Source organism: Rhodococcus aetherivorans (assembly GCF_025722975.1).
GTDB classification, from domain to species: Bacteria; Actinomycetota; Actinomycetes; order Mycobacteriales; family Mycobacteriaceae; genus Rhodococcus; species Rhodococcus aetherivorans.
Window position 1 is genome coordinate 4,657,832 of the sequence record NZ_CP106982.1, and the last position, 15,682, is coordinate 4,673,513.

Sequence of the window (15,682 nt, forward strand, 5' to 3'; positions counted from 1 at the left end):
CCCGCACGTGGCCGGGTCCGAGCCCCGCCGACGGGGCGGTGATGAGAGAATTACCACTCGAAACCATCGGAACCCGGCGGCTGTCCCCTCGGCGGCCGTCCCGCGTCGGCGTCCGCGCCGACCGACTGCATCAGGAGGCAGTAGCCCATGACGGCCAGCACCCCGACCCGCCGCCAGGCCCCGGACCGCAATCTCGCCCTCGAGCTGGTGCGTGTCACCGAGGCCGCGGCGATGGCTGCGGGCCGCTGGGTCGGCCGCGGTGACAAGGAAGGCGGCGACGGCGCCGCCGTCGACGCCATGCGTCACATGGTCAGCTCGGTGTCGATGCGCGGCGTCGTCGTGATCGGTGAGGGCGAGAAGGACGAGGCGCCCATGCTCTACAACGGCGAGGAGGTCGGCAACGGCGACGGCCCGCTGTGCGACGTGGCGGTCGACCCGATCGACGGCACCACCCTGATGGCGAAGGGTGCGCCCGGCTCCATCGCGGTGCTCGCCGTCGCCGAGCGCGGCGCCATGTTCGACCCGTCCGCCGTGTTCTACATGGACAAGATCGCCGTCGGCCCGGAGGCCGCGGACGTCATCGACATCACCGCGCCTGTCGCCGAGAACATCAGCCGGGTCGCGAAGGCGAAGCACTCGGAGATCTCCGACATCACCGTCACGATCCTCGACCGTCCCCGGCACGCGCAGCTCATCAGCGATGTGCGCGCGACCGGCGCGCGCATCCGCCTGATCTCCGACGGTGACGTCGCCGGCGCGATCGCCGCGGCGCGCCCGGGTTCGGGTGTCGACATGCTGCTCGGCATCGGCGGCACCCCGGAGGGCATCATCGCCGCGGCCGCGATGCGCTGCATGGGTGGCGCGCTGCAGGGCCGGCTGGCGCCGAAGGACGACGCGGAGCGGCAGAAGGCGATCGACGCGGGCCACGAACCGGGCCGCGTGCTGACCACCACGGACCTGGTCAAGGGCGAGAACATCTTCTTCTGCGCGACCGGCGTCACCGACGGCGAACTCGTCAAGGGTGTCCGCTACTACGGCGGCGGCGCGACGACGCAGTCGATCGTGATGCGCAGCAAGTCCGGCACCGTCCGGATGGTCGAGGCGTACCACCGTCTGAAGAAGCTCAGCGAGTTCACGTCGATCGATTTCCACGGCGTCGCGGGGGCCGTTCCTCCCATGCCGTGACCCGCTTCGCGGTCGTGGTGTCCTTTCGGATCTCCGCCGGTCCGAAGGGGCGCCCCTGCGGCGCGAGCCGCCTACTGTGAAGCCATGGCCGAGAATCCCGAGCAGCAGTTCCGAATCGAACACGACACCATGGGTGAGGTCCGGGTCCCGGCCGACGCCCTGTGGCGCGCTCAGACCCAGCGGGCCGTGGAGAACTTCCCGATCTCCGGCCGCGGCCTCGAACGCACCCAGATCCGCGCGATGGGCCTGCTCAAGGCGGCGTGTGCCCGGGTCAACCAGGACCTGGGCCTGCTCGACGCGGAGAAGGCCGACGCGATCGTCGCCGCCGCTACCGAGATCGCCGAGGGCCTGCACGACGACCAGTTCCCCATCGACGTGTTCCAGACCGGTTCGGGCACGAGCTCGAACATGAACGCCAACGAGGTCATCGCGAGCCTCGCCGCGCAGCGCGGGGTGACGGTGCATCCCAACGATCACGTCAACATGTCGCAGTCGTCGAACGACACCTTCCCCACCGCGACGCACGTCGCCGCCACCGAGGCGGCGGTGAAGGATCTCATCCCGGCCCTCGACCAGCTGCGGGCGTCCCTCGCCGCGAAGGCGGAGGAGTGGAAGCGGGTCGTCAAGTCCGGCCGGACCCATCTGATGGATGCCGTGCCGGTCACGCTCGGGCAGGAGTTCGGGGGCTACGCCCGGCAGATCGAGGCCGGCATCGAGCGGGTGCAGGCGACGCTGCCGCGGCTCGGCGAGCTGGCCATCGGCGGCACCGCCGTCGGCACGGGCCTGAATGCCCCCGAGGGGTTCGGCCCCCGCGTCGTCGCCGAACTGGTGCGCGCGACCGGGGTGGAGGCGCTGACGCCGGCGAAGAACAGTTTCGAAGCGCAGGCCGCGCGCGACGGCCTGGTCGAGGCGTCCGGGGCGCTGCGGACCATCGCGGTCTCGCTGACGAAGATCGCCAACGACATCCGGTGGATGGGGTCGGGTCCGTTGACGGGTCTCGCCGAGATCCAGCTGCCGGACCTGCAGCCGGGCAGCTCGATCATGCCGGGCAAGGTGAACCCCGTGCTGCCGGAGGCGGTGACCCAGGTGGCGGCGCAGGTCGTGGGCAACGACGCGGCCGTGGCGTGGGGCGGCGCCGCGGGCGCGTTCGAGCTCAACGTGTACATCCCGATGATGGCCCGCAACCTGCTCGAGTCGTTGCGCCTGCTGGCCAACGTCTCGCGCCTGTTCGCCGAGCGGTGCGTCGACGGTCTCGTGGCGAACACCGAGCACCTGCGCACACTGGCGGAGTCGTCGCCGTCGATCGTGACGCCGCTGAACTCGGCGATCGGATACGAGGAGGCCGCCGCGGTCGCGAAGGAGGCGCTGCGGGAGAAGAAGACGATCCGGCAGGCGGTGATCGACCGGGGCCTGATCGGCGACGGCCTGAGCGAGGAGGAGCTGGACCGGCGGCTCGACGTGCTGGCGATGACGCGGGTCGAGCCGCAGGGCTGACTGCGCCCGACGCCGGTGGGGTCTTGTGACAGGCGTCTCATCGTGATCTCATATGAAGCTGAATTCCAATTCAGGTCTTCAGGAAGCGAGACGCCATGACCACCGTCCCCACCGTCACCGGCACCGTCGACAGCGGCAGCCTCGGCCGGACGTTGATGCACGAGCACCTGTTCGTCCTCTCCCCCGAACTGCACGGCAACTGGGACATCGGCGTCGACCTCGACGCGGCGGTCGCGGAGGCGATCGACCGCGTCCGGGAGGTGCACGCGGCCGGCTTCGACACGTTCGTCGACCTCACCGTGGTCGGCACGGGCCGCAACATCGACCTGATCCGGCGGGTCGCCGAGGCCACCGACATGAACATCGTCGTGGCGACCGGTCTCTACACCTACATGGACCTTCCGCACTACTTCCACTACCGCGGCCCCGGCACCCTGTTCGGTGGCCCGGAACCCCTGGTGGACTTCTTCGTCCGCGACATCGAGGAGGGCATCCTCGATTCCGGAGTGCGCGCCGGAATGCTCAAGTGCGCCATCGACGCCCCGGGCCTGACCGCAGGCGTCGAACGCACGGCCCGGGCCGTGGCGGTCGCCCACCGCCGCACCGGCGTGCCGATCACCGTGCACACCCACGCCCACTCCGAGTCGGGGCTGGTGATGCAGCGCCTGTTCACCGAGGAGGGTGTCGACCTCTCCCGTGTGATCGTCGGCCACAGCGGCGATTCCGACGACATCGGCTACCTCACGTCGCTGATGGACGCCGGGTCGTACATCGGCATGGACCGCTGCGGCGTCGACGTCTACCTCGGATTCGAGCAGCGGGTGAAGACCATCGCGACCCTCGTCGAGCGCGGCTATGCCGGCCGGATGCTGCTGTCGCAGGACTACGCCACCCTCAACGACTGGCTCGATCCGAAGATGCTCGCCGTGGAGACGCCGCGGTGGAGCTACATGCACCTGCACAACGACGTGCTGCCCGCCCTGCGGGAGGCCGGGGTGAGCGAGGCGGACATCGACCGGATGCTGATCGACAACCCGCGCGACATCTTCGAACGCCGCGACACGTACTGAGTCGGGTGCCGTCCGCTGCCGGGTGTGGCACCCGGCAGCGGACGGCGCGGATCACACCGCCGACTCGGAGCGGCGTACGACGAACCGGGACAACTCGTCCCGGTCGATGGCCCGCTTGAGGATCTTCCCGGACGCCCCCTTCGGCAGTGCGTCGACGAAGCGGACGATGCGGGGTGCCTTGTAGGCGGACAACCGCTCCCGGCACCATCGCACGACGTCCTCGGCGTCGGCGCCGCCGCCGTCGCGCAGCACGACCACCGCGGCGATCTCCTCGCCGTAGTGCCGGTCCGGGACGCCCACCACGGCGGCCTCGACGACGTCGGGATGCTCGTAGAGCACCTCCTCCACCTCGCTGGGGTACACGTTGTAGCCGCCGCGGATGACGAGGTCCTTGACCCGGTCGACGATGCGCAACCGGCCCTGCTCGTCGAACTCTCCGAGGTCGCCGGTGCGGAACCAGCCCTGCTCGTCGAGCACGGCCGCGGTGTCGGCCGGGCGCTGCCAGTAGCCGGCCATGACGACGGGTCCGCGGACGAACACCTCCCCCACCTCGCCGGGCCCGCACGGGGCACCGTCCGGCCCGTAGACCTCGACCTCGATGTCCGGGGCCGCGGTTCCGCTGTACCCGATGCGCGCCGGGACGTCCCCCCACGAGAAGGTCGCCATGGCCGTGGTCTCCGTCAGGCCGTAGCCCTCCCGGATGGTGCAGCCGAAGCGCTGCTCGAAGTCGCGGGCCACCTCACCCGGCAGCGACGCTCCCCCCGAGACCGCCAGCCGCAGCCCCTCGAAATCCGCCGGGCCGTAGGGCGATTCGGCATGCAGCATCGCGTTCCACATGGTCGGAACCCCGCACACCACCGTCAGCCGATCCCGGACCACGAGATCGAGCATCGCCGCCGGGTCGAACGGGGACAGCAGGGACAGGGAGGATCCGGCGGTGAACGCCGACATCATCACCGAGGCCTGGCCGAAGATGTGGAACAGCGGCAATCCGGTCCCCACGCGGTCCTCGGGTCCCGATCCGGACAATGTGCACGAAATACGGCCCGCGGACAGCAGATTCGAGACGGTGAGCTGGGCCCCCTTGGGGCGGCCGGTGGTGCCCGACGTGTACAGCACCGCCGCGATGTCGCCGTCGGCACGGTCGACGGGGTCGATGGGGTCCTCCCCGACCGCGGCGCCCGGCTCCAGCGGCAGCCACGGCACGCCGAGACCCTCCGCGGCCTCGGCCACCGAGGCGGAGGCGCCGTGCCAGGCGATCGCGAGCACGGCCCGCGAGTCCCCGAGCGTATAGCTCAGCTCGGCCGCGGTGGACATGGTGTTCACCGGAACCACCACGGCGCCGACCGCCTGGATGCCCAGGTAGGCCACGACGAATTCGGGTACCGACGGGGCGAGCAGGAGCACCCGGTCGCCGGTGGTGACGCCGCGACCGCGGAGCAGTGCGCCGTAGCGCAGCGCGTCGTCGCGAAGCCGGCGATAGCTTCGCTGCCCGTCCTGCGTGCGCAGGGCGATGCGTTCCGGCGCCGCGTCCGCATGGGCGAGGACGGGGTCGAGAACACTGGCCATGACTGGTTTCCCTTCGTCGAGTGACATTTTGGGGGGAGGCCCGCTCGTGATTGACATCACATGACGGATGCCCCAGACTAGCACCACAGCCTGAACCCGAATTCATGTTTGAGTGCTGTTTCTCGGCCCGTCCGACCGGAGGAATTGATCTGTGACATCGTCATCCGTGAGTCCGACCGGCATCGCGCCCGCCGGCACGTCGCACCACACGCGCGCTCATCGTAAGCTGCTCGCCGCCGGGCTCATCGGCAGCTCGATCGAGTGGTACGACTTCTTTCTCTACGGCACCGCCGCGGCGCTGGTCTTCCCGCACGTGTTCTTCCCCGACAGCTCACCCCTGATGGGAACGCTGTTGTCCTTCAGCACCTTCTGGGCCGGATTCGTGGCCCGTCCCATCGGCGGACTCGTAGCCGGCCACTTCGGTGACCGCTACGGCCGCAAACCCGTCGTCGTGGTCTCCCTGCTGCTCATGGGCCTGGCGACGTTCCTCATCGGCTGCCTGCCCTCCGCCGCCTCGATCGGCGTCCTCGCCCCCATCCTCCTGGTGACGCTGCGCTTCCTGCAGGGCATCGCCTGCGGCGGACAGTGGGGTGGAATCGTCCTGCTGCTCACCGAGTCCGCGGATCCCAAGCGGCGCGGCTTCGCCGGCACGTTCGGGCAGATGGGTGTGCCGTGCGGCGTCATCCTGGGCAACGTCGCCTTCCTGACGGCGACGGCCGCGATGCCGAACGAGGTGTTCCTCGACTGGGGCTGGCGGATCCCGTTCCTCGCCAGCGCGGCGCTGTTCCCCGTCGTCCTCTACATCCAGACCAAGGTGGAGGACACCCCCGAATTCCGGGAACTGCAGGCCGAAGTCGCAGCCACCCGGCCCGAGCAGCAGGTCGTCCAGGCCCCGCTGGCCGAGGCGATCCGCACCCACTGGCGCAAGATCCTGCTGGGCTGCGGCCTGCTCGCCGCGACGAACTCGCTGTTCTACATCAGCATCGCCGGCGTCCTGAGCTACGGCACCACCGAACTCGGCATGAACCGCAACTCGATCCTGGCCGTGTCGCTGGCCAGCTCGCTGGTGGGTCTCGGGTTCATCCTGTGGTCGGGGTGGATCTCCGACCGCGTCGGCCGCCGGCCGATGATCATGATCGGGGCCGCGGCGCTCGTGCTGTGGGCCTTCCCCTACTTCTGGCTCGTCAACACCGCGAATCTCGTGTTGTTCGCGGTGGCCGTCACGGTCGGCTCGATCTTCCAGTCCATGACGTACGGCCCACTGGCGGCGTACCTGGGCGAGCTCTTCGAACCGAACGTCCGGCTCTCGGGCGCGTCGCTCGCCTACCAGCTCGCCGCCGTCACCGTCAGCGGTGGCACGCCGTTCATCATGACCGCCCTGATCGCCAACACCGGCACGACGACGTGGGTCTCGGTGTTCGTGGCCCTGATGGGCGCCCTCACGCTGTTCTCGGCGTGGGTGCTGAAGGAGACCAACCCCGCCGCGGTGCGCCGCGACCCGAAGGCCGTCCCGGGCATCGCCCACGCACGGTAACCGGAACGGGTGCTGCCGGCCTCCACGATCACTCGTGGAGGCCGGCAGCATCTTTGCCGTATACCCCTCAGGCGACGACGCGGGCGAGCGACTCGGCCACCGCGACCGGCTTCTCCTGCCCCTCGCGCTCGAACGTCTGCAGCGTCCGGATCTGGATGCCGCCGCCGGCGGCCTCGGCCCCGAGAACCTGCATGCGCATCCGGATGCGGGAGCCCACCGGCAGCGGCGAGACGAAGCGCACCTTGTCGTAGCCGTAGTTGAGCCCGTGGGCGAACCCGTCGAAGCTCATGAGCTTGTAGGACAGTCCCGGCCCCAGCGAGAGCACTAGCAGACCGTGCGCGATCGTCGTGCCCAGAGGACTCGTCGCGGCGCGCTCGGGGTCGACGTGGATCCACTGGTGGTCGTCGGTGACCTCGGCGAAGGCGTTCACGAGTTCCTGGGTGACCGGCACCCAGTCCGTCGGCCCGATATCCCGTCCCACCAGGGCCTGGAGGTCGTCGAGGCCCGTGGGACGCACGGGCAGGGTGGTGATGTCGTCGGTCATGGATGCTTCCTCTCCGCGCGGCCGGAACGACTCGCGCCGAATCAAAACTTGAAGTTGAAACCGCATTCAACTATACAGAGAGGGAGACGTCCGTCACCATCCTCTTCGCGACGCACCGCCTTCGACGACGGGCGATCCCAGCCCTGCCCCCCTTCCGCCAGGAGTGACCATGTCGGTCTACGAAATGTCCGAGCGCACCGTGCAGTACCGCGACACCCTGCTCGCCTTCATGGACGAGCACGTCTACCCCGCCGAGGCGGTGTACGAGGAGCAGATGCGCGCCTCCGGGGACCCGCACTTCCAGCCCCCGATCCTCGAGGAGCTCAAGGCCGAGGCCCGCCGGCGTGGCCTGTGGAACCTCTTCCACCCCCACCCCGACTGGGGCCCGGGCCTGACCAACCTCGAGTACGCGCCCCTCGCCGAGATCATGGGCCGCAGCCACATCGCCTCCGAGGCGTGCAACTGCAACGCCCCCGACACCGGCAACATGGAGGTGCTCACCCTCTTCGGGACCGACGAGCACAAGGAGAAGTACCTGCGCCCGCTGCTCGAGGGCACGATGGCCTCGGCGTTCGCGATGACCGAACCCGCCGTCGCCAGCTCCGACGCCACCAACATCGAGCTGTCCATGGTCCGGGACGGCGACGAGTACGTCCTCAACGGGCGTAAGTGGTTCGCCTCCAATGCGATGCACAAGAACTGCAAGGTGCTCATCGTGATGGGCAAGACCGATCCCACCGCCGCCCCGCACCGCCAGCAGTCGATGATGGTCGTCCCGATCGACGCCCCCGGCGTGACAGTGGTGCGCAACCTGCCGGTCTTCGGGTACGCCGACCGCGAGGGCCACGCCGAGATCACCTTCGAGAACGTGCGGGTGCCGAGCAAGGACGTCCTCGCGGGCGAGGGCGAGGGCTTCGCGATCAGCCAGGCCCGGCTCGGACCCGGCCGCATCCACCACTGCATGCGCGCCATCGGCATGGCCGAGCGGGCCCTCGAGCTCCTGTGCCGGCGCGCGTCGAGCCGGGTGACGTTCGGTCAGCCCCTCAGCGAGCGCGCCAACATCCAGGACTGGATCGCCGAGGCCCGCATCGAGATCGAGATGACCCGGCTGCTCACCCTGAAGGCGGCGCACCTGATGGACACCGTCGGCAACAAGCAGGCACGCATGGAGATCGCGGCCATCAAGGTCGCCGCCCCGACGATGGCGCTGAAGATCATCGACCGTGCCATCCAGGTGCACGGCGGCGGCGGCGTCACCGACGACTTCCCGCTCGCGATGATGTACGCACACATGCGCACGCTGCGCCTCGCCGACGGCCCCGACGAGGTGCACAAGCGCTCCATCGCCGTCGCCGAGCTGCGCAAGTACCGCACCGCTCCCGCCGGCGCCCCGTCGGTCAACGGCCACAAGGTGACGGTGGGCTGACCCATGACCGGACTCGATCTGACCGGCCGCACCGCGATCGTCACCGGGGCGTCCCGCGGTATCGGCCTGGCCGTCGCCCGGGACCTCGCGGCGGCCGGCGCGAACGTGGTGCTCACCTCCCGCAAGCAGGACGCGGCCGACGCCGCGGCCGCGCAGGTCACCGCGGCCGGGGTGCGGGGCACCGCACTCGGTGTCGGCGCGCACGCGGTCGACGAGGACGCGGCCCGGCGGTGCGTCGAACTCACCGTCGAGCGGTTCGGGCGCCTGGACATCCTCGTCAACAACGCCGGCACCAACCCCGCGTTCGGCCCGGTGATCGCCCAGGACCACGCCCGGTTCGCCAAGACCTTCGACGTCAACCTGTGGGGTCCGGTGCTGTGGACCTCCCTGGCCGTGCGGGAGTGGATGGGCGAGCACGGGGGCGCGGTCGTCAACACCGCCTCCGTCGGCGGGATGGCACCCGAAGCGAACATCGGCCTCTACAACGCCTCGAAGGCGGCGCTGATCCACCTCACCCGCCAGCTCGCCCTCGAGCTGGCGCCGCGGGTGCGGGTCAACGCCGTCGCCCCGGGCGTCGTGCGCACTCGCCTGGCCGAGGCCCTGTGGAAGGACCACGAGGACCGGCTCGACGCGGCCCTGCCGCTCGGCAGGATCGGCGAACCGGCCGACATCGCCTCGGCGGTGGCCTTCCTCGCCTCCGACGCGGCGAGCTGGATCACCGGCGAGACCCTCGTCGTCGACGGTGGAGCGATGCTCGGTACCGCCGCCGCAGCCGAGACCGGCGTCGCCGCCCGCTGAGCGCACCTCCGCACACCGAACTCGAGCGAAAGGTAACCCTATGAAGGCCTGGCGAATTCACGAAGTGGGCGAGCCCAAGGAAGCGCTGCAGCTGACGGACGTCCCCGACCCCGAGGCGGGGCCCGGACGGCTCGTCGTGCGCGTCGCCGCGGCGCCGGCCAACTTCCCCGACGTGCTGCTGTGCCGCGGGCAGTACCAGCTGAAGCCGGAACTGCCCTTCACACCGGGCGTCGAACTCGCCGGGACCGTCGTCGCGGCCGGCGAGGGCGTCACCCGCTTCGCCGTCGGCGACCGGATCATCGGCAATCCCGAGTTCCCCTTCGGCGGATTCGCCGAGCTCGCCGTGGTTCCGGAGGAGGACGCCTACCGCGCTCCGGCGTCCCTCGACGACGCCGAGGCCTCGGCGCTGTCGATCGGGTACCAGACGTCGTGGTTCGCCCTGCACCGCCGTACGCAGTTGCGGGCCGGGGAGACCCTGCTCGTGCACGCTGCCGCCGGTGGGGTCGGCAGTGCCGCAGTGCAACTCGGCAAGGCCGCCGGGGCCACCGTGATCGGTGTCGTCGGCGGTGCCGAGAAGGCCGACTACTGCCGGGCTCTCGGCGCCGACGTCGTCGTCGACCGGCACCGCGAGGACTTCGTCGACGTCGTCAAGGACGTCACCGCCGGCCGCGGCGCGGACGTGATCTACGACCCCGTCGGCGGCGACTCGTACAACCGCTCCACCAAGTGCATCGCGTTCGAGGGCCGCATCCTGGTGATCGGGTTCGCCGGGGGCACCATCCCGCAACCGGCGCTGAACCACGCGCTCATCAAGAACTACTCGATCATCGGCCTGCACTGGGGCCTGTACCGGCAGTACAACCGTGCCGCGATCGAGGCGTGCCACGAGGAACTGTGCCGCCTCGCCGACGACGGCGCCATCAAGCCGCTGATCAGCGAGCGGCTCTCCCTCGACGACGTCGCCGACGGGGTGGCCCGCCTCGGGGACGGGCACACCGTCGGCCGGCTCGTGTTCCAGCCGTAGCCGGCGCGGGCTACATCGGGACGGGTTACTTCGGGATCACCTGCGTCGCACCCGCGACGTAGGTGATGGTGCCCATCTCGAACTCGCTCTCCAGGCCGTTCGGGATCGGGCGCTCGTCACTGATCGGGAAGCCGAGTTCACCCTCCGCGCCGCCCTGGGCCTCCCAGGCGGTGCGGATCTCGCCCCACACCACGTGCGAGTCGGTGTCGGGACTCCAGGCGATGATGCCGCCCTCGAACTCCGCAATGTAGCCGTCGCCGACGTCCTGCTGATCCGCGGTCGGCGCCCCGAGGGGGCTGTTCGCCCCGCCGATCTCGTTGTACTTCGCGAGAATCGGCCCGCTGATGGTGTACTCGGCGCCGCCCGCACCCGGCAGCGTGGTCGTCTCCTCCACGGAGGCGCCCGGTTCCGTGGGGCCTCCGGTTCCGGTGGCGTCTTCGACCGCGGACCGGCCGGCGGACGTTGCCCCCTCGACCGCGGACTGCGCTGCACTCGTGGCGCTGCCGACCACATCCTCTGCGGTGGTGCCGTCGTCGCTGCTGCAGCCGGCCAGTACCAGCCCTGCAGCGGCGACGGCCGCGGCGACAGTGGCAGAACGACGCGGGATTCGATTCATGGGATCACTCCTCGTTGGCATCCGAACACCGGCCCCTCGACGCTAACCATCCCGTGCCGTCCCGTGCGGCGGTTTCCTCGCGCCGGACCGGACCGCGCGGCCGGTGCCCGTCCGCGCCCCGCCGCGATCGCAGCATCGGCGCAGGTCGCGCCCGGTGCGGCGGTTCGACCGTCCCGGCCCGCTCTCCTCGTCACAGTCGGACAACGATCGGCGAACGAGGCTGCGACCGGCGTCCGTCGCCGTCACCGGCGCCCGTGACGCGGAACAGAACGCTTCCGCGCCACGGACGCAGGGCTTACCATGCGACGGACGAGAAAGGCCGTGACATGCGCGCACCCCGTCGTCGCCGGATCGGCGCCGCCCTCGCCCTCGTGGCGACCCTGTCGGCCGGGTGCGTCTCGGTCGACACCGATTCCCCGACGTCCTCGGCACCGGCCTCGCCGGAGTCCCGGTCGCTCACTCCCCCGCAGGTTGCCGGCGTCGACATCCCGGACGGGCAGGTCGACGACGCCGTCGGCCGCCTCGACGACCTCGCACGCGAACTGATGGATCGGACCGCCATCCCCGGGATGGCCGTCGCGGTCGTGCACCGCGGTGAGATCGTGTACGCGAAGGGGTTCGGTGTGCGCGAGGCCGGCCGCGACGCCGCAGTGGATGCCGACACCGTCTTCCAGCTGGCGTCGATGTCGAAGCCGCTCGGCGCAACCGTCGTCGCACACCAGGTCGGCGAGGGCGTGATCGGCTGGGACACCCCGGTGATCGAACGCCTGCCGGGCTTCGCCCTCGCGGACCCGTACGTGACGAGCCGCGTGACCGTCGGCGATCTCTACGCCCATCGCTCCGGGCTTCCCGACCACGCCGGCGACGAGCTCGAGGATCTCGGTTTCGACCGCGAGCAGGTGTTCGACCGGTTCCGCCTGCTGCCGCTCGGGCCGTTCCGGGATTCCTACGAGTACACCAACTTCGGGCTCACGGCCGCGGCGCAGGCGGTGGCCGACGCGTCCGGGGCCGACTGGGCGGACCTGTCGGCACGGGTGCTGTACGAACCCCTCGGAATGACCTCCACCAGTTCACGATTCGAGGACTACGAGGCCCGGCCCAACCGGGCCGTGGGTCATCAGCTCGTCGACGGCGACTACGTCGCGCGCGCCGTCCGCGATCCCGACGCCCAGTCCCCGGCCGGCGGGGTGAGCGCCTCGGTCACCGACGTCGCGCGGTGGCTGACCATGCTGCTCGGCGACGGTGAGTACCAGGGCCGGCGCATCGTCGACGCGGACGCCCTGCTGCCGGCGGTGTCCCCGCAGGCCGTGTCGAGCCCGCCGGGCACCGTCGACAGCCGGGCGGGGTTCTACGGGTACGGGTTCAATGTGGGCACGAGCCCGGCCGGGCGGGTGACGCTGAGCCATTCCGGGGCGTTCTCGCTGGGTGCCGCGACCGCGTTCACGGCCCTGCCGTCGGCGGACGTCGCGATCGTCGCGCTCACCAACGCCGCCCCGATCGGCGTGCCGGAGACCCTCGCCGCCGAGTTCGCCGATCTCGTGCAGTTCGGCGAGATCCGCGAGGACTGGTTCGCCCTCTACGAGAAGGCGTTCGCATCGTTCGACGACCCGAAGGGCTCGCTCGTCGGACGCCCCGCTCCCACGAATCCGGCCCCGGCCCGCCCCCTCGGGCAGTACACCGGCGTCTACACCAGCGAGTACTACGGTCCCGCGCGGATCGACGATCGCGCCGGCACACTGGTGCTCACCATCGGTCCCGCCGGGCAGACCTACCGGCTCGACCATTGGGACGGCGACGTGTTCACCTTCCCGATCGACGGCGGTGAGAACGCCCCGGACGGGACGATCTCCACGGCCACCTTCACCCCCGACGGCGTCACGTTCGAGTACTGGAACGAGAACGGCCTGGGAACCTTCACCCGAACAGGAGCGTCATGACCGAGCCGCACACCTCCGTGGACGAGAAGTCCGTCGCCGTCGTCCGCGAGTTCCTCGACGCGATGGTCGCCGAGGACGTCGAGCGCGCCGCCGCCCTCCTCGACCCGGACATCGCCTGGCACAACACGTCGCTGCCGACCGTGCGGGGCCTGCCCCGCGTGCGGCGCATCCTCGAGGGCCTGCGCCGGCCGTCGCTGGGCTTCGACGTCACCATCCATCACATCGCCGCGACCGGAAACGTGGTGCTCACCGAGCGCACCGACGTCCTGCGCCTCGGCCCCGTCTCCACCCGGTTCTGGGTGTGCGGCACGTTCGAACTGCGCGACGGGAAGATCGCGGTGTGGGACGACCACTACAACGTCGGCACGATCGTCGGCGCACTGGGCGCCGGCGCGCTCCGGGCGGTGCTGCGCCGGTCGTAGAATCTCCCCGGCCGCCGAACCGTTCGACGGCGACGAGGCAGGGAGCACGACGATGACCGACGCCGACCGGACGCCCGCGTTCGAGGCCGGAGTTCAGGTCCGCAGCGAGGTGATGGGCGCCGACTTCGTCGAGCGGGCCTTCGACCGCGCCCGCGGCACCGACTCCGAGGAGATGCAGGAGTTCGTCACCGAGCACGTGTGGGGCTCGGTGTGGACCCGGCCGGGACTCGACCGTCGCAGCCGCAGCCTGCTCAACCTGGGCATGCTGATCGCGCTGCGCGCGGAGAACGAGCTGCGCGGGCACGTGCGCGGCGCCCTGCGAAACGGTCTGACCCGCACCGAGATCGTCGAGGCGGTCATCCACGCGGGCGCCTACTGCGGCGCCCCGGCCGGCCTGGCCGCGATGCGCGTCGTCCAGGAGGTCCTCGAGGCCGAACTCGGCCCGCGCCCCTCCCAGGACTGACCCGCTCGCGCGGGGCGGTGGCCGAATGTCACATCGGGTCGATCACATCGCACCGGGGTGACATTCGGCCCACCAGCCGACGGCGTCAGGCGCCCGGGGCGAACTCCTCGAGCATCTCGGTCACCAGCGCCGCGATCGGCGAGCGCTCACTGCGGGTCAAGGTGACGTGCGCGAAAAGCGGGTGTCCCTTGAGCTTCTCGATCACCGCCGCGACGCCGTCGTAGCGGCCCACCCGCAGGTTGTCGCGCTGGGCGACGTCGTGGGTGAGCACCACCCGCGAGCCGGCGCCGAGCCGGGACAGCACGGTGAGCAGCACGTTGCGCTCGAGGGACTGGGCCTCGTCGACGATGACGAACGAGTCGTGCAGCGACCGGCCCCGGATATGGGTCAGCGGAAGCACTTCCAGCATGCCCCGGCTGATGACCTCGTCCATCACCTCCGGGCTCGCGAGACCGTCGAGGGTATCGAACACGGCCTGCGCCCACGGCCCCATCTTCTCGCTCTCGCTGCCCGGCAGATAGCCCAGTTCCTGTCCGCCGACGGCGTACAGCGGCCGGAACACCACGACCTTGCGCTGGGTGCGACGCTCCAGCACGGCCTCGAGGCCCGCGGTCAGCGCCAGCGCCGACTTGCCCGTCCCGGCTTTCCCGCCGAGCGAGACGATGCCGACGGACTCGTCGAGCAGCAGGTCCAGCGCCACCCGCTGTTCCGCGGAACGGCCGTGCAACCCGAACGCCTCCCGATCTCCGCGCACCAGCTGCACCCGCTTGTCCGGCGTGACCCGGCCCAGGGCGCTGGACGAGCCGCCCAGCAGCCGGATCCCCGTGTGGCACGGCAGATCCCTCGCGGTGTCGAGGTCGACGATCCCCTCGGCGAACAGGTCGTCGATCAGCGCCCTGTCCACCTCGAGCTCGGTCATGCCGGTCCAGCCCGACGTCACCACGTCCTGGGCGTGGTACTCGTCGGCGGTCAGCCCGACGGCACCGGCCTTGACCCGGAGCGGAATGTCCTTGCTGACCAGCACCACGTCGCGGCCGTCACCGGCGAGGTTCAACGCGCACGCGAGGATCCGGGAGTCGTTGGTGTCGGTGCGGAATCCGGCCGGCAACACCTCCGGGTCGGTGTGGTTGAGCTCGACGTGCAGGGTGCCTCCCGCGGTCCCGATGGGGATGGGCTGATCGAGCCGGCCGTACTGCAGGCGCAGGTCGTCGAGCAGCCGCAACGATTCCCTCGCGAACCAACCCAGTTCGTGATGGTGCCGTTTGCCTTCGAGTTCGCCGATCACGACGAGGGGCAGCACCACTTCGTGCTCAGCGAAGCGGGTCACCGCCCACGGATCGGAGAGCAACACGGAGGTGTCCAGTACGAAGGTGCGTACATCGGGTTTCTTCGCCGGGGTCCTGCCGGAGCGGCGGGCGGGGACGGAGCGTGTTGCAGTCACGTGAGGCTCCTAGATCTGTGCAGCACCACACAGACTTCGTTCGATGGGCCGGTCGAACCTGGTGTCCACGAGGGACACGAGGGCCGGGTGCCGGCCCCTCGCTCTGCCTGTCACAGTCACGATCAGGACCTCCCGCGTAGCCGGCAACTGCGCCGTCTA

Annotated in this window: 14 protein-coding genes; 10 read left to right on the top strand and 4 right to left on the bottom strand. The window is 70.4% G+C overall.

Annotation, left to right across the window (positions count from 1 at the left end; genetic code table 11):
* The first annotated feature begins 147 nt into the window (after nucleotides 1-147).
* From glpX to OCS65_RS21140, 3 genes are all read left to right on the top strand, one after another.
* Entirely contained in the window at nucleotides 148-1,185 is a 1,038-nt protein-coding gene (glpX, locus tag OCS65_RS21130; protein WP_006932905.1) for a class II fructose-bisphosphatase, read from the top strand.
* 84 nt (nucleotides 1,186-1,269) lie between these two features.
* Nucleotides 1,270-2,679, top strand: coding sequence for a class II fumarate hydratase (locus OCS65_RS21135; protein WP_029542230.1), 1,410 nt, complete (start codon nucleotides 1,270-1,272; stop codon nucleotides 2,677-2,679).
* A 95-nt stretch (nucleotides 2,680-2,774) separates the two neighbouring features.
* Nucleotides 2,775-3,749 (top strand): phosphotriesterase family protein, encoded by a 975-nt coding sequence (locus tag OCS65_RS21140; RefSeq protein WP_263507515.1) that lies wholly within the window; start codon nucleotides 2,775-2,777, stop codon nucleotides 3,747-3,749.
* 51 nt (nucleotides 3,750-3,800) lie between these two features.
* Here OCS65_RS21140 and OCS65_RS21145 read toward each other — a convergent pair whose 3' ends face one another.
* On the bottom strand, nucleotides 3,801-5,318 hold the full coding sequence (locus OCS65_RS21145) for a class I adenylate-forming enzyme family protein (RefSeq protein ID WP_263507517.1): 1,518 nt from the start codon (nucleotides 5,316-5,318) through the stop codon (nucleotides 3,801-3,803).
* Nucleotides 5,319-5,469: 151 nt separating this feature from the next.
* On the opposite strand from OCS65_RS21145, the gene OCS65_RS21150 reads away from it, so the two are divergent.
* Nucleotides 5,470-6,852 carry an MFS transporter gene (locus tag OCS65_RS21150; RefSeq protein ID WP_029542223.1) on the top strand — a complete coding sequence of 461 codons (1,383 nt, stop codon included), beginning with the start codon at nucleotides 5,470-5,472 and terminating at the stop codon, nucleotides 6,850-6,852.
* Nucleotides 6,853-6,919: 67 nt separating this feature from the next.
* On the opposite strand, the gene OCS65_RS21155 is transcribed toward OCS65_RS21150, so the two are convergent.
* Nucleotides 6,920-7,396, bottom strand: coding sequence for a MaoC family dehydratase (locus tag OCS65_RS21155; protein WP_029542221.1), 477 nt, complete (start codon nucleotides 7,394-7,396; stop codon nucleotides 6,920-6,922).
* Between the two features lie 169 nt (nucleotides 7,397-7,565).
* Between OCS65_RS21155 and OCS65_RS21160 the strand changes: the two genes are divergently transcribed.
* From OCS65_RS21160 to OCS65_RS21170, 3 genes are read left to right on the top strand one after another with little or no spacing between them, the layout of a single operon-like run.
* Nucleotides 7,566-8,822, top strand: coding sequence for an acyl-CoA dehydrogenase family protein (locus tag OCS65_RS21160; protein WP_029542219.1), 1,257 nt, complete (start codon nucleotides 7,566-7,568; stop codon nucleotides 8,820-8,822).
* Between the two features lie 3 nt (nucleotides 8,823-8,825).
* The gene (locus OCS65_RS21165) at nucleotides 8,826-9,620 is read left to right on the top strand and encodes an SDR family oxidoreductase (RefSeq protein WP_006940406.1); all 795 of its coding nucleotides are present in this window, start codon (nucleotides 8,826-8,828) and stop codon (nucleotides 9,618-9,620) included.
* Nucleotides 9,621-9,660: 40 nt separating this feature from the next.
* Nucleotides 9,661-10,644 (top strand): NADPH:quinone oxidoreductase family protein, encoded by a 984-nt coding sequence (locus tag OCS65_RS21170; protein WP_006940405.1) that lies wholly within the window; start codon nucleotides 9,661-9,663, stop codon nucleotides 10,642-10,644.
* 25 nt (nucleotides 10,645-10,669) lie between these two features.
* Here OCS65_RS21170 and OCS65_RS21175 read toward each other — a convergent pair whose 3' ends face one another.
* Entirely contained in the window at nucleotides 10,670-11,260 is a 591-nt protein-coding gene (locus tag OCS65_RS21175; RefSeq protein ID WP_006940404.1) for an LGFP repeat-containing protein, read from the bottom strand.
* 326 nt (nucleotides 11,261-11,586) lie between these two features.
* On the opposite strand from OCS65_RS21175, the gene OCS65_RS21180 reads away from it, so the two are divergent.
* Genes OCS65_RS21180 through OCS65_RS21190 form a run of 3 tightly spaced genes read left to right on the top strand, consistent with a single transcriptional unit; the run spans nucleotide 11,587 to nucleotide 14,082 of the window.
* A complete protein-coding gene (locus OCS65_RS21180) occupies nucleotides 11,587-13,197 on the top strand; it encodes a serine hydrolase (RefSeq protein WP_050034820.1) in 1,611 nt (536 codons plus the stop codon).
* A complete protein-coding gene (locus tag OCS65_RS21185; RefSeq protein WP_263507521.1) occupies nucleotides 13,194-13,619 on the top strand; it encodes a limonene-1,2-epoxide hydrolase family protein in 426 nt (141 codons plus the stop codon). Before OCS65_RS21180 ends, OCS65_RS21185 begins: the two co-directional genes overlap by 4 nt.
* A 52-nt stretch (nucleotides 13,620-13,671) precedes the next feature.
* Nucleotides 13,672-14,082 carry a carboxymuconolactone decarboxylase family protein gene (locus tag OCS65_RS21190; protein ID WP_006940401.1) on the top strand — a complete coding sequence of 137 codons (411 nt, stop codon included), beginning with the start codon at nucleotides 13,672-13,674 and terminating at the stop codon, nucleotides 14,080-14,082.
* 85 nt (nucleotides 14,083-14,167) lie between these two features.
* Here the strand turns inward: OCS65_RS21190 and OCS65_RS21195 are convergent, their stop codons facing one another.
* Entirely contained in the window at nucleotides 14,168-15,523 is a 1,356-nt protein-coding gene (locus OCS65_RS21195) for a PhoH family protein (protein WP_174824765.1), read from the bottom strand.
* Nucleotides 15,524-15,682 lie beyond the last annotated feature (159 nt).

Excerpts from the sequence above, each read along its gene's own strand:
- OCS65_RS21160 (WP_029542219.1), top strand. The coding sequence starts at position 7,566 with ATGTCGGTCTACGAAATGTCCGAGCGCACCGTGCAGTACCGCGACACC.
- glpX (WP_006932905.1), top strand. The coding sequence starts at position 148 with ATGACGGCCAGCACCCCGACCCGCCGCCAGGCCCCGGACCGCAATCTC.
- OCS65_RS21155 (WP_029542221.1), bottom strand. The coding sequence starts at position 7,396 with ATGACCGACGACATCACCACCCTGCCCGTGCGTCCCACGGGCCTCGAC.
- OCS65_RS21165 (WP_006940406.1), top strand. The coding sequence starts at position 8,826 with ATGACCGGACTCGATCTGACCGGCCGCACCGCGATCGTCACCGGGGCG.
- OCS65_RS21145 (WP_263507517.1), bottom strand. The coding sequence starts at position 5,318 with ATGGCCAGTGTTCTCGACCCCGTCCTCGCCCATGCGGACGCGGCGCCG.
- OCS65_RS21135 (WP_029542230.1), top strand. The coding sequence starts at position 1,270 with ATGGCCGAGAATCCCGAGCAGCAGTTCCGAATCGAACACGACACCATG.
- OCS65_RS21175 (WP_006940404.1), bottom strand. The coding sequence starts at position 11,260 with ATGAATCGAATCCCGCGTCGTTCTGCCACTGTCGCCGCGGCCGTCGCC.
- OCS65_RS21140 (WP_263507515.1), top strand. The coding sequence starts at position 2,775 with ATGACCACCGTCCCCACCGTCACCGGCACCGTCGACAGCGGCAGCCTC.
- OCS65_RS21190 (WP_006940401.1), top strand. The coding sequence starts at position 13,672 with ATGACCGACGCCGACCGGACGCCCGCGTTCGAGGCCGGAGTTCAGGTC.
- OCS65_RS21170 (WP_006940405.1), top strand. The coding sequence starts at position 9,661 with ATGAAGGCCTGGCGAATTCACGAAGTGGGCGAGCCCAAGGAAGCGCTG.
- OCS65_RS21180 (WP_050034820.1), top strand. The coding sequence starts at position 11,587 with ATGCGCGCACCCCGTCGTCGCCGGATCGGCGCCGCCCTCGCCCTCGTG.
- OCS65_RS21185 (WP_263507521.1), top strand. The coding sequence starts at position 13,194 with ATGACCGAGCCGCACACCTCCGTGGACGAGAAGTCCGTCGCCGTCGTC.